At 65.5% G+C, this 12,584-nt stretch carries 10 protein-coding genes; 5 read left to right on the forward strand and 5 right to left on the reverse strand.

What is annotated here, in order from left to right:
• The first annotated feature begins 62 nt into the window (after window positions 1-62).
• Entirely contained in the window at window positions 63-1,013 is a 951-nt protein-coding gene (locus BT115_RS12930; protein WP_072322979.1) for a GGDEF domain-containing protein, read from the forward strand.
• Between the two features lie 16 nt (window positions 1,014-1,029).
• Here BT115_RS12930 and serA read toward each other — a convergent pair whose 3' ends face one another.
• Window positions 1,030-2,265: a phosphoglycerate dehydrogenase gene (gene serA / locus BT115_RS12935; RefSeq protein ID WP_072322980.1), complete on the reverse strand. Its 1,236-nt coding sequence runs from the start codon at window positions 2,263-2,265 to the stop codon at window positions 1,030-1,032.
• A gap of 110 nt (window positions 2,266-2,375) precedes the next feature.
• On the opposite strand from serA, the gene BT115_RS12940 reads away from it, so the two are divergent.
• On the forward strand, window positions 2,376-3,755 hold the full coding sequence (locus BT115_RS12940) for an FAD-binding oxidoreductase (RefSeq protein ID WP_072322981.1): 1,380 nt from the start codon (window positions 2,376-2,378) through the stop codon (window positions 3,753-3,755).
• Between the two features lie 86 nt (window positions 3,756-3,841).
• On the forward strand, window positions 3,842-4,798 hold the full coding sequence (pip, locus tag BT115_RS12945) for a prolyl aminopeptidase (protein WP_072322982.1): 957 nt from the start codon (window positions 3,842-3,844) through the stop codon (window positions 4,796-4,798).
• A 247-nt stretch (window positions 4,799-5,045) separates the two neighbouring features.
• Here the strand turns inward: pip and BT115_RS12950 are convergent, their stop codons facing one another.
• The 4 genes from BT115_RS12950 to BT115_RS12965 all read right to left on the reverse strand — a co-directional run bounded on the left by BT115_RS12950 (window position 5,046) and on the right by BT115_RS12965 (window position 10,674).
• Entirely contained in the window at window positions 5,046-7,784 is a 2,739-nt protein-coding gene (locus BT115_RS12950) for a lamin tail domain-containing protein (protein ID WP_072322983.1), read from the reverse strand.
• 203 nt (window positions 7,785-7,987) lie between these two features.
• A complete protein-coding gene (upp, locus tag BT115_RS12955; RefSeq protein ID WP_072322984.1) occupies window positions 7,988-8,626 on the reverse strand; it encodes a uracil phosphoribosyltransferase in 639 nt (212 codons plus the stop codon).
• Window positions 8,627-8,744: 118 nt separating this feature from the next.
• Window positions 8,745-9,056: a PsiF family protein gene (locus BT115_RS12960; protein ID WP_072322985.1), complete on the reverse strand. Its 312-nt coding sequence runs from the start codon at window positions 9,054-9,056 to the stop codon at window positions 8,745-8,747.
• Window positions 9,057-9,174: 118 nt separating this feature from the next.
• The gene (locus BT115_RS12965) at window positions 9,175-10,674 is read right to left on the reverse strand and encodes an aminotransferase class III-fold pyridoxal phosphate-dependent enzyme (protein WP_072322986.1); all 1,500 of its coding nucleotides are present in this window, start codon (window positions 10,672-10,674) and stop codon (window positions 9,175-9,177) included.
• 216 nt (window positions 10,675-10,890) lie between these two features.
• On the opposite strand from BT115_RS12965, the gene BT115_RS12970 reads away from it, so the two are divergent.
• Complete coding sequence (locus BT115_RS12970; protein ID WP_072322987.1) at window positions 10,891-11,802, forward strand: ABC transporter ATP-binding protein; 912 nt, start codon at window positions 10,891-10,893, stop codon at window positions 11,800-11,802.
• Window positions 11,799-12,578, forward strand: coding sequence for an ABC transporter permease (locus tag BT115_RS12975; protein WP_072322988.1), 780 nt, complete (start codon window positions 11,799-11,801; stop codon window positions 12,576-12,578). Before BT115_RS12970 ends, BT115_RS12975 begins: the two co-directional genes overlap by 4 nt.
• Window positions 12,579-12,584 lie beyond the last annotated feature (6 nt).

The raw sequence follows: 12,584 nt of genomic DNA on the forward strand, positions 1-12,584 counted from the left end.
CGCCGATAAGGGGTGGACGACTATTCGCGGCTGAGGCCGCTGCCAGGGGGGGGATCGCTGCCATGAGCGTCGAAGACGCGCTGCTTTACGAGGATGCGGGGGTCTACAAGACCTTGCTGGAATCCACGCGCGCCATTCCCTGGAAACTCGACTGGGCGACGCTCGGCTTCGCCTACATCGGTCCGCAGATCGAAGATCTGCTTGGCTGGTCGGCGTCGTCCTGGACCACCGTGCAGGACTGGGCCGATCGCATCCATCCCGAAGATCGCGAACGGGTCTTCAACTTCTGCGTGGCGCAGTCGCAAGCCGGCATGGATCACGAGGCCGACTACCGTGCCCTGCGCAAGGATGGCGAATTCGTCTGGATTCGCGACGTGGTGCACGTGGTGCGCAACGACGACGGCACGCCGAACGCGCTGGTCGGCTTCATGTTCGACATCAGCGAACGCAAGCGGACCGAAGAGCGATTGTTGGACATGCAGCGCGAACTGGAAGAGCTGTCCTACAAGGACGGCCTGACCGGTGTGGCGAATCGCCGCCGCTTCGACATGATGATGACCGTGGAGTGGCGCAATGCGCAGCGACTGCGCCAGCCCTTGTCGGTGATCGTGCTCGACATCGATTACTTCAAGCAATACAACGATCACTACGGTCACCTGGAAGGCGACGAATGCCTGAAACGCGTGGCGAAAGCGCTCCAAGGCGTGGTGCGCGGCCAGCGTGACCTGCTCTGCCGCTTCGGCGGCGAGGAGTTCGTGCTGCTGCTGCCGGATACCGACGAAGCCGCCGCGATGGCGCTCGCCTGGCGCTGCCTCGACGCTGTGGACAAGGCACTGATTCCGCACGTCGGCCTGGGTCCGGGCAAGCGCCTCACGCTCAGCGCAGGCGTGCACACGGCCATACCCGGTGAACACGACGAGACCACGCCCTTCATCGCCGTGGCCGATCGCCGCCTCTATCTCGCCAAGGAGCGAGGCCGCGCGCGGGTCGTATCCGACGGCGGCCTCGTCTAGAGCCCGTGGCGCGCCCTCAGTAGAGAACGCGCGCCCTCAGCGTTCCGTCGATCGCGGCCAGCTCGTTGCGCAGGGCTGCCGCGTGTTCCTCGGTCGTGGTCACGTCGATGACCACGTAACCGACTTGCGGCGACGTCTGCAGGTACTGGCCATCGATGTTCACCGCTGCGCGCGAGAACACGTCGTTGACGCGCGACATCACGCCGGGGATGTTCTGGTGGATATGCAGCAGGCGCCGGCTCGTCGGGTGGCCGGGCAGGGACACTTCCGGGAAATTCACCGCCGACAAGGTGCTGCCGTTGTCGCTGTAGCGCACCAGCTTCGAGGCAACCTCGATGCCGATGTTCTCCTGCGCCTCGGCCGTGCTGCCGCCTACGTGCGGGGTGAGGATCACGTTGTCCATGCCCACCAGCGGCGAGACGAACGGATCACTGTTGCCTTGCGGCTCGACCGGGAAGACATCGATCGCAGCGCCGGCCAGATGCTTCGAGCGAAGCGCGGCGGCGAGCGCGTCGATGTCCACCACCGTGCCGCGCGATGCATTCACCAGCATGGCGCCCGGATGCATCCGGGCGAGCTCGGCGGCGCCGATGAGGTTCTTGGTCTGCGGCGTCTCGGGCACATGCAAGGTCACGACATCCGCGCGTTCCAGCAGATCGTCCAGGCTGGCCGCGGGGCGTGCGTTGCCCAGCGACAGCTTGGGTTCGATGTCGTGGAAGATCACGCGCATGCCGAGCGCCTCGGCCAGCACGCCCACCTGGGTGCCGATGTGCCCGTAGCCGACGATGCCGAGCACCTTGTCGCGGACCTCGAAGCTGCCCGCGGCCGATTTGGACCAACCGCCGCGGTGGCATTGCGCATTCTTTTCGGGGATGCGCCGTACAAGCAGAATCGTCTCGGCGATAACCAGCTCGGCGACGCTGCGGGTATTGGAGTAGGGGGCGTTGAAGACGGGGACGCCGAGGCGTTCCGCTTCTGCGGCATCGACCTGGTTGGTGCCGATGCAGAAGCAGCCCACGGCGATGAGCCGGCGCGCCTCGGCGAGCACTTCAGCGGTCAGGTGCGTGCGCGACCGGATGCCCACGATGTGCGCATCCGCGATGCGCTCGCGGAGTTCGTCCTCGGGCAGCGCTTTTTCGTGGAACTCGATCTGCGAGTACCCGGCCTGGCGGAAGGTGTCGAGGGCGCTTCGGCTGACGCCTTCGAGCAGCAGCACCTTGATGTCTTCCTTCGGATACGACGTACGCTTCATGGCGGCGCTTAAGTCCCAGGGATTGGACGATCACTATGCCAGAACGTGGCGTTCATGTTGCGGCGCACCCAACGGAGTGGCACCCTCGGCCGACATCGAGCGAGAACCCCATGACCGACCGCCTGGCCGAACTGACCCGCCTGCTTCCCGACCTCAAGCTGTCGACCGATCCGGGCGACCTGGAGCACCATGGCCGCGACTGGACCCGGCGCTGGACGCCTGCGCCGCTGGCGATTGCCTGGCCGGCGTCGATCGACGAGGTGCAGGGCATCGTGCGTTGGGCGAACCGGCACGGCGTGGCGGTGGTGCCTTCGGGCGGTCGCACGGGGCTGTCCGGTGGCGCGGTCGCTGCGAACGGCGAACTGGTGCTGAGCCTCGATCGGATGAATCGCGTGCTCGACTTCGACCCGATCGACCGCACGCTGACCGTGCAGGCGGGTATGGCACTGGAAGCAGTACACAACGCCGCCCGCGAGCACGGGCTGATCTACCCGGTGGACTTCGCCGCGCGCGGTTCCTGCCAGATCGGTGGCAACGTGGCGACCAACGCGGGCGGCATCCGCGTCATCCGCTACGGCAACACGCGGCAATGGATCGCCGGGCTCAAGGTGGTGACCGGTACGGGCGAACTGCTCGACTTGAACCGCGGCCTGATCAAGAACGCCTCGGGCTACGATCTTCGGCACCTGGTGATCGGCTCGGAAGGCACGCTCGGCATCGTGGTCGAAGCGACCCTCGCGCTCACGGCACCCCCGCCGCCGTCGCAGGTCATGTTGCTGGCGATTCCCGCGATGGACGCCTTGATGAAGGTCTTCGCGGAAGCGCGGCACCGGTTACGTTTGGAGGCATTCGAGTTCTTCACCGACCGCGCGCTGCACCACGTGCTCGCCCACGGTGCGCAGCGACCATTCGACGATGCGTACCCCTTCTACGTGGTGAGCGAGTTCGACGCCGCGGATGCCGAGGCCGAGGCGGCGGGGCTCGCTTTCTTCGAGTTCTGCCTCGCCGAGGGCTGGGTGGTGGATGGTGCGATCGCGTCCAGCGACGCGCAGGCGGCGGCGCTATGGCGATTGCGCGAAGGCATCACCGAAAGCCTCGCGCCGCACAAGCCGTACAAGAACGACGTCTCCGTAAGAATCTCCGCGGTACCGGCGTTCATGGCTGAGATGCAGGCCTTGCTGACGCGCGAGTACCCGGACTTCGACGTCGTCTGGTTCGGGCACATCGGTGACGGCAACCTGCACATCAACGTGCTCAAGCCGACGGATCTCGACAACGCGTCGTTCGTGGAGCAATGCGAACACGTGACCTCGATGCTGGTGGACACCCTGGCCCGGCACGGCGGCAGCATCTCGGCCGAGCACGGCATCGGTCTGGTGAAGAAGCCTTGGCTGGGCAGCGTGCGCAGCGAGGCCGAGATTGCACTCATGCGCGGCATCAAGGCCGTATGGGACCCGAACGGCATCATGAATCCGGGCAAGTTGCTGTAACCGGCGTCCCGGCCGCGGGTCGGCCGCTGGCGTGGCGCGCCCGTGCCCGCTAGCCTTGACGGTCTCCCTCCCCAGGAACCCGCCTCATGGCCCAGGACGCTCCCGACCTCTACCCCGCGATCGAGCCGTACGACAGCGGCATGCTGCAGGTCTCTCCGCTGCACACGCTGTACTACGAGCAGAGTGGCAATCCACATGGCAAGCCGGTGGTGTTTCTGCACGGCGGCCCGGGCGGTGGCACGAATCCGCGCTGCCGGCGTTTCTTCGATCCGGCGAAGTACCGCATCGTGCTGTTCGACCAGCGCGGGTGCGGTCAGTCCACGCCGCACGCGGAACTCACCGACAACACCACCTGGGATCTCGTCGCCGACATCGAGCGGGTGCGCGAGCACCTCGGCATCGATCGCTGGCAGGTCTTCGGCGGCTCGTGGGGCTCCACGCTGGCGCTGGCCTATGCCGAGACGCATCCCGAACGCACGACGGAACTCGTGCTGCGTGGCATCTTCATGCTGCGTCGCTCGGAGCTGGAATGGTTCTACCAGTCAGGCTGCGACCAGCTCTATCCGGACGCGTGGGAAACCTATCTGTCTGCGATTCCGCAGGCGGAGCACGGCGATCTCATTAGTGCCTACCACCGCCGGCTGACCAGTACGGACGCTGCGACGCGCGTAGCAGCGGCAAGGGCGTGGTCGGTGTGGGAGGCGGCGACGAGCTACCTCTATCAAGACCCCGGCCACATCGCATCCAGCGGTGAGGACGAGTTCGCGCTGGCCTTCGCGCGCATCGAATGCCACTACTTCGTCAACGCAGGCTTCTTCGAAGTGGACGGTCAACTGCTGCGCGACGTGCATCGCATCCGGCACATTCCTACCGTGATCGTGCAAGGTCGTTATGACGTGGTGTGTCCGGTGCGCAGCGCGTGGGATCTGCACCGCGCATTCCCCGAAGCCGACCTGCGCATCGTGCAGGACGCGGGGCATTCGGCGTTCGAACCGGGCATCGCGCGTGAACTGGTGAAGGCCACGGATCGCTTCGCAGGGTAAGCCAGACACAGGTGGGAGCTTGCCGGTAGGAACTAGCTGGTGGGAGCCAGCCTGCTGGCGATAAGAGCTTGCGGTGGGAGCCAGCCTGCTGGCGATGGGAACTTGCCTTGCCGCTTCACCGCTTCGTTGGCTCTTCGCCACCAGGGTGGCTCCCACCGAGCTTTGATTCATCGCCACCAGGGTGGCTTTCACCTTTGCTGTTTGCTTCCCAATGTAAAAGGGGTGCCCCGGAGGGCACCCCTTAACATCAGAGCAGAATCGTCGGCAGCGCCAGCATGTCCACCACGAAACCGTCGTGGTCGGACGAACCCATGGCCTTCTGCACGCCGGTCGCCTTCGCCGCATCGTCCAGCGTCTGCACCGGTGCGTCGAGGTTGCCGCGACCGTACTTCATCTGCAGGAACAGGCCTCGCGCGATCGTGTTCAACAGCGCGTGGTCGAGCACCTGATGCGTCGGTACCTGACGCGGCGCCTGGCCCTGGATGTTGCCGAAGTTCTCCGTGAACAGGAACGAGTAGCGGTCCTGCGAAGGCACGGAGTCCACAGCGTTCCACAGCGTGGGCTTCACGATGTTCGTGCCGAGCTTCAGCAGGTTCTGGCTATCGTCGTACTTGCCGGAGATGAGGCCGACCACGTCGGTGAAGCCATCCGTGAACTGATAGGCGTTGAAGTCGCCCACCACCAACAGCGGTGCGAGGCGGTTCTTCCGGTCGGTCTGGAGGGCCTGCACCTGCGTCGCCAGCGACTTGGCCTGGAGGAAGCGCTTCTGCCGATCGCGCTCCGCCGTGGTGCCCGTCTTGTCCACGTTCTGGCGCGCCTTCGGATGCACTGCGATCACGTTGATGCGCATCCGACCCACGATCGACGGCACTTCCGCCGTCAGCAGCAGCGGCGGGTGGTCGTGGACGAATGCCGTCTGGCCTTGGTCCTGCCACGTCTCGTCGGCGCCAAGCTGACGTACGTCGAGCACGCGCACGCGATCCGTCCGCACCAGGAACCCGACGTTGATGCCGCTGGGGTCATGGCCCGGCTGCAGGAACGCTTCGTACTGGACCGGATAATCGTCACCAAGCTGCTTCGCGAGGCCCTGCAGCACCTGCAGGCTCTTCACTTCTTCCACCGAGAGGATGTCCGGCAGCTTCAGCACGCCACCGATGTACGCCGAGAGGCGCTCGGTCTTCAGCTTCACCTCGTCCGCCGTCGGTTCGGTATCGCTACCGCTGCAGGTAAAGGTCGTGTTGAATTCCGTGTCGCAGAAACGCTCGGTGTTGAAGGCGCCGACACGCACCGCGTAGAACGGACGCGGATCGACAGCTCGCGGCAACGCCGCTGCCTTCTTGATGGTGAACGAGGTCGGGATGAACGTGTACGCGCCGAATGCGTAGGAGATCACACCTTCCGCGCGGAACGTGGTGCCGGCGTTGAACGGCGTGTTGGGTGCCACGGCACCGAAGTCGGCCGTGTTCATCTTGAACACCTGCGGATTACCCGACCAGTTCGGCAGGTTCACGCCGTCCGGCACGGGCACCGTGTAACGTACGCCCGGTTCGCGCAGCGAGCGCTTGCCGTTGGCGGTGACATACACCTCGGCAAACGGTTCGTTGCTGAAACGCAGGTTGCCGGTGGTGATCATGCCGTTGTCGATCGACACGCGCATGCCCACGTAGCACTGGAAGTTCGTGTCGCCGCACGAGAGCGCGTTCGGATCCGACGAAGGCACGTTGTTGCCGAAAACCACGGGCTTCGGCAGGCGCGCGCCGTGCATGGTCGTGGTAATCGAGGCGTTCTTCAGTTCCGGCAGATTGAAGTAGTTGTCCACCGTGGCCTCGACGTCCACGAGGTCGCCCGTCTTCACGGTCGGGGCGCTACTGGTGAAGACATAGATGCCGTTGGAGGTCAGGCGATCGTCATCCGCGCGATTGTCCGGCGTCTGCATCGTGAAGCCCGCCGGTCCGACGGCCGTCACCACGTTGCCGTGCGTCGCTACGCGCTTGCCGACCAGCGGCGAGACCTGACCGCGGCCCGTGATCTGCCAGATCTCGGCAGCAATGGGAATCTCGTTGAGGATCGCGCCGATCGCGGAGGACTTCGCAATGCGGACGTCGCCACCCGTGGCATCCGACAGGTTGACGCGGAACGCCTTGTCCGGGCCCGCGGCCTTCGCGCCATGCACGGTGACATTGACAGTGGTGCTGGTGCTGCCGGCCGGAATGGTCAGCGTCGTGTCGACGGCATCGTAATCGCCGGCTGCCACGGTCGCCGTGTCATCGGCGGTAACCGCGTGCACGGAAACGTCCGCCTGTGCCGGCTGGCTCAGCGTGACCGTGAACGGCATCTGCTGGTCGTCGGCATTGCGCACGCTGACGGTGGCGTCGGCGATCGACAGGCTGAGGCCCATCACGGCACAGGGCGACGCACTCGAACGCGGAGCGGTCGGGGCAACCTTCACCCAGTCAGCGGCATTGTTGCCGGTGGACTGCGGCAGGCCGGAGCCGTCGGTCTTGCGGCTATAGCCCTGATCCTGGTTTGCGCTACCGAGGCTGGCGAGCGGCGTACCGAGCTTGTACGCGGAGCCGGCGCTGAGGCCGACCTGGTCGATGATCGTGCCCGAGGCATCGAGCATGGCGAGGCCGCCGTCATCGGTAACACCGGTGGAATACTTCAGATCCGGCGTCACGCTGCCCGAGTAACCGGAGCTGGCGCCGTTGGCGAGCAAAAGGAAGCAGCCCGGCGCCACGGTGGTGCCCGCAGGAAGGGTGAAGCGCGTCCCGGTCGTGCCGCTCGCGTTGGAGGCGTTGAGCTTGTAGCCCGACACGTCCAGCGGGGCGCTGCCGGTGTTCTGCAGTTCCACGAATTCATCGTTGCCACCCGCGGGGCCGCGGACGCGGAACTGGGTGATGGATAGATCGGCCGCCTGTAGCGGAAGCACGGCGGAGAGTCCTGCCAGCGCTGCCCACAGGGCGCGCCGTGACGTAGTCGAACGCATTCGAATGTCCCCTCGATCGAGTCGATTGTTGGTGTGCGACTCGAAGCGCCGCGCATCCCCTGCGTGACGTTCCCCCTGTCGAGCCCACCTGCGGAGTGTGCCGCAAATTTATGACAGAGGAATGTGACCGACCCGCCGAGACCCGCGCCGAGGGTAGGGCGCGGGCGGCTTCTCAGCCGGGCGCGAGACGCCCAGCGGCCGCTTCAGGCCGATTTCTGCTTGGTACCGAAGATCTTGTCACCGGCGTCGCCCAGACCCGGCAGGATGTAGCCGAGTTCATTGAGCCGGTCGTCGATAGAGGCGACGTAGATCTCGATGTCCGGATGCGCCGCCTCGATACGCTTTAAGCCTTCTGGTGCCGCGACGAGGAACAGGCCCTTGATCTTCTTCGCGCCCGCCGCCTTCAGCATGTCCACGGTGGCGACCAGGGTGCCGGCGGTCGCCAGCATCGGATCGACGATGATCGCCGTGCGCTCATCCATGCCGCCGCTGAGCTTTTCGTAGTACGCCACCGGTTCCAGGGTTTCCTCGTCGCGCTGGAGGCCCACGACGCTGACCTTTGCGGCGGGGATCATTTCCAGCACGCCTGTGAGCATGCCCAGCCCTGCACGCAGGATCGGCACGATGGTGACCTTCTTGCCCTTGATGTGCGTGACTTCGACCGGGCCTGCCCATCCGTCGATCGTCTTGCACTCGGTTTCCATGTCTGCAGTGGCCTCGTAGGTCAGCAGCGCGGCGACTTCGGAGGCAAGCTCGCGGAACTCCTTCGTGCTGATGTCGGCGCGGCGCATGAGGCCGAGCTTGTGCTGGATGAGGGGGTGGCGGACTTCTACGATCTTCATGGGCACACTTCGTTCGGCGGTGACGATGCATTGTCGCATTGGCGCGACGCAAACGGCATGCGCTGCGGCGAGGCGTCAGGGCCTCGCCGCGGGAGGCGAAAGCATGTGAAGCGAGGCGTCAGCCCTTGAGGCACGTGCTCATGAACTGCTTGCGTTCGTCGCCCTTGAGGCTCTTTGCCGAGGCGTCCTTGTTGCAGGATTTCATCTTGTCCTGCTGCGAGGTCTTCGCAGGCGTTTCACCCTTCAAGCAACTGCTCATGAAGGTCTTGCGCTCGTCGCCTTTCTTACCGGCGGCCTGCGTGTTGCACGTGCTCATGCGCTGCTGCTGCGGCGTGAGCTCTTTCTTGGCGGGAGTCTGTGGCGCGGCGACGGTAGCCGCGGCGAAGACGAGGAGGGAGACGGCGGCAAGGACACGAATCTGCGTACGCATGGCGAACCCCTACGTGACGCCGGTGAATCCGGCCGCTGGAGCTTACCGCGATCCGGCGCGTGCTTCTGCGAACCAAGCGCCGGGAGAGCCAGGGCCGCTCAGGGCCCCGGCAACCGTATCAGGCGGCCTTGGTCGATTCCGCGCGGCGCGGACCGGCGGTGAGTGCGTGGCGGATCTCTTCGACGATCAGGTCCACTTCGGCGCTGGTCACGCGGAAGTGCGGCGTGAAGCGGAGCGAATTGGCACCGCCGTGGATGACGCCCACGCCGCGCTCGCGCATGTACTCCTCGGTGGAGCCTTCGCCGTAGCACTTGAATTCCGGGGCCAGCTCGCAGGAGAACAACAGGCCGGTGCCCTGCACCTTGGTGATGAGGCCGCCGAGTTCACCCTTCAGGATCTCGATCTTCTTCAGGAACTCCTGCCCGCGCTCACGGATGTTGCGGCGAACCTCGTCGGTCAGCTCGGCCAGCGTCGCCACGGCGACGTCGAGCGCACGCGGGTTCGCGGTCATCGTGTTGCCGTAGATGCCCTTGCGATAGAGACCCGCCACGCGGTCCGTCACCGCCAGCACCGAAAGCGGGTACTGGCCGGCGTTGAGCGCCTTGGAGAAGGTCTCCATGTCCGGTGCTTCGAGTGCCTCGAAACCGGGGTAATCCACGATCGAGAGCACGCCATGCGCGCGCAGGCCGGCCTGGATGGAATCGACCAGCAACAGCGTGCCGTGCTCGCGGGTAAGTTCGCGCGCCGCCGCATAGAACTCCGGCGTCAGCGCACGGCCCGGATCGCCTTCGCCCATCACCGGCTCGAGGAACATCGCTTCGATGAACCAACCCTGCCGGTCGGCTTCGGCGAACGCGGCCTTCAACTGCGCCACGTTGTACGGCTCGACGGTGATTAGGGTGTCTTCGTTGCGGAAGCTGGCGAGGTGCTGCTGATAGTTGCGACGCGAAGAATCGGAATAGAGCGCCGGGCGCTCGGTACGACCGTGGAACGCGCCCTTGACCGCCAGGCGCTTGATCGTGCGGCCCGCGTGGCGTGCGCCCGGATCGGTCATCAGGCGCGCGTTGACGTCGGCGATGCGGCCGGCGAGCGTGACCGACTCGGAGCCGGAATTGAGGCAGAGGAAATGCGAATAGGGGCTGCCGCCGCGCGTATGACCGAGTTCCTTGCGCAGCGCGTTCGAGAGACGCAGCTGCGAAACGTTAGCGGTCATCACATTGGCCATGACCTGCGGTCGCGACATCGCTTCGAGCACGTGCTCCGGATTGTGGCCGAAGCCGAGCATGCCGTAGCCGCCATCGTCGTGAAGCACCGCGCCCTTGAGCGTCACCACCCACGGACCGCGCGCAGAGGCGGGGAGATACGGATTCACGCCGTCGTCGGGATAGAAATTGACGAGACCCGCCTGCACACGCTTGATCTGCTCGGCTTCGTCCAGGCGAAGCAGGTCGGCCATGTCCTCGCGTAGGGCGCGGTGATAGGCCACGGCTTCTTCGATGGCGCGCACCAGCAGCGCATCGGTAGCGGCGAAGCGGACGATGACGTCGTCGGGCAGGCCCCGGGTGCGCGGCGAACCGCCAAAATCGCGCAACTCACGCAGAAGACCGATAACGTCCATAGACCCACTCCTCGTACTGGATGACGCGGCACTGGTGCGAAACGATCCCTTAAGAGGCCGCTAAGTATCTATATGTAAAGGGATTATTTTCCCAGCATAGCACGCGGTTTTTGGCCGCGTAACCCCCGGGTGACGCTTGTCACATCCGCACAATGACGCAAACGACTGCCGCCAAGGGGTTGCGAACGAATATGTTGCGTCGCAAGGAGGGGACCCATGAACCAAGACACGCAAATCGCACGGCTCCAGAACGTCCGCAAGCTCTACGGCGCGGTGACCGCGCTCGACGGCATCGACCTCGAAGTGCACCGCGGTGAGGTGCTGGCGCTGCTGGGCCCGAACGGCGCCGGCAAAAGCACCAGTATCGCCATGCTGCTTGGACTCCAACGCCCGGACGCCGGATCGGCGACCTTGTTCGACAAGGACCCGCAGGCGATCGAGGCCCGCCGACGCATCGGCGTCATGCTGCAGTCGGCGACCCTGCCAGCCACATTGAAAGCCGGCGAGTTGATCCGCCTTACCGCCAGCTATTACCCGCAGCCGCGCTCGCTCATGGCCTGCGCCGAACTTGCCGGTGTGGTCGATCTGCTCGGGCGGCAGTACGGCGGGCTGTCCGGCGGCCAGCAGCGCCGCGTGCAGTTCGCGATGGCGATGGTTGGGGGGCCGGACATTCTGTTTCTGGACGAGCCCACGGTCGGCATGGATATCGATGCCCGCCAGTCGTTGTGGGCCGCGATCCGGCACATGGTCTCGGAGGGGTGCGCCGTGGTCTTGACCACGCACTACCTCGAAGAGGCGGAAGCGCTCGCCGATCGCGTCTGCGTCTTCGCTGCCGGAAAAGTGGTGTCGCAAGGCACGGTCGACGCGCTGCGAGCGCAGGTGGCCCTGCGCAAGATCCGCTGCGTCACCTCCGTGAGCGAAACCGTCATATCGAATTGGGAGGGTGTCGCTTCCATCGAAATCCACCACGGCCGCAAGGTCATCGCCACCGCCGATGCCGAAGGCGTCGTGAGGAAGCTGCTCGCTGCCGACCACGCGCTTTCCGAACTCGAAGTGCAGCGCGCCGGCCTCGCCGACGCGTTCCAGGAAATCACCCGCAGCACCGACACCGCGAAGGAGGCTGCATGACCACGATCGATAGCGTCGCCACGCCCGTCATGACCACGCCGCAGGTCATCAACGCCTATGTGCAAGAGGCCCGCGCCGAGTGCCTGCGCTACCTGCGCAATCCGGGCTTCCTTCTGCCGACCCTGCTGTTCCCGTCGGTGTTCTACCTGATGTTCGGCATCTTCCTTGCGCACGCGAACAGTGCGGACGCGCCACGTTACCTGCTGGCGTCGTACGGCACGTTCGGCGTCATGGCGCCGGGCTTGTTCGGCTTCGGCGTGTCGCTGGCGCTGGAACGCGACACGGGCCTGCTCACCTTGAAGCGCGCGCTGCCGATGCCGCCCGGTGCGTATCTGCTGGGCAAGATGTGCATGGCGCTCCTGGTCGCGGCCATCGTGGCTGTGCTGCTCCTGTGCATGGCGATCTTCCTGGCGGGCGTGCACCTTCCAGCCTCGCGCGTCGGTACGTTCTTCGTGGTGGAGGTGCTGGGCGTGCTGCCGTTCGTCGCGCTCGGCCTGCTGTTGGGCACGCTGGTGAAGGGGCAGGGCGCGCCGGGCATCGTCAACCTCGTCTACCTGCCCATGGCGTTCCTGTCGGGCCTGTGGTTCCCGTTGTCGGTCATGCCGTCGTTCCTGCAATCGATCGCGCCGATCTGGCCGGCCTACCATCTCGACCAGCTGGCGCTCTCCGCGGTGGGCCTCGGCCAGGGGCGGGAAGGGATGCATGTGGCGGCGCTCCTTGGCTACACCGTGGTCTTCGTGACCATCGCCGCGCGTCGCCTGCGCCGCTACGGTTGAAGTAGC

The organism is Luteibacter sp. UNCMF366Tsu5.1 (assembly GCF_900119235.1).
GTDB lineage: Bacteria > Pseudomonadota > Gammaproteobacteria > Xanthomonadales > Rhodanobacteraceae > Luteibacter > Luteibacter flocculans.

Coding starts and splice junctions, on each gene's coding strand:
- BT115_RS12975 (WP_072322988.1), top strand. CDS start 11,799: ATGACCACGATCGATAGCGTCGCCACGCCCGTCATGACCACGCCGCAG.
- BT115_RS12950 (WP_072322983.1), bottom strand. CDS start 7,784: ATGCGTTCGACTACGTCACGGCGCGCCCTGTGGGCAGCGCTGGCAGGA.
- BT115_RS12965 (WP_072322986.1), bottom strand. CDS start 10,674: ATGGACGTTATCGGTCTTCTGCGTGAGTTGCGCGATTTTGGCGGTTCG.
- BT115_RS12960 (WP_072322985.1), bottom strand. CDS start 9,056: ATGCGTACGCAGATTCGTGTCCTTGCCGCCGTCTCCCTCCTCGTCTTC.
- upp (WP_072322984.1), bottom strand. CDS start 8,626: ATGAAGATCGTAGAAGTCCGCCACCCCCTCATCCAGCACAAGCTCGGC.
- serA (WP_072322980.1), bottom strand. CDS start 2,265: ATGAAGCGTACGTCGTATCCGAAGGAAGACATCAAGGTGCTGCTGCTC.
- BT115_RS12930 (WP_072322979.1), top strand. CDS start 63: ATGAGCGTCGAAGACGCGCTGCTTTACGAGGATGCGGGGGTCTACAAG.
- BT115_RS12940 (WP_072322981.1), top strand. CDS start 2,376: ATGACCGACCGCCTGGCCGAACTGACCCGCCTGCTTCCCGACCTCAAG.
- pip (WP_072322982.1), top strand. CDS start 3,842: ATGGCCCAGGACGCTCCCGACCTCTACCCCGCGATCGAGCCGTACGAC.
- BT115_RS12970 (WP_072322987.1), top strand. CDS start 10,891: ATGAACCAAGACACGCAAATCGCACGGCTCCAGAACGTCCGCAAGCTC.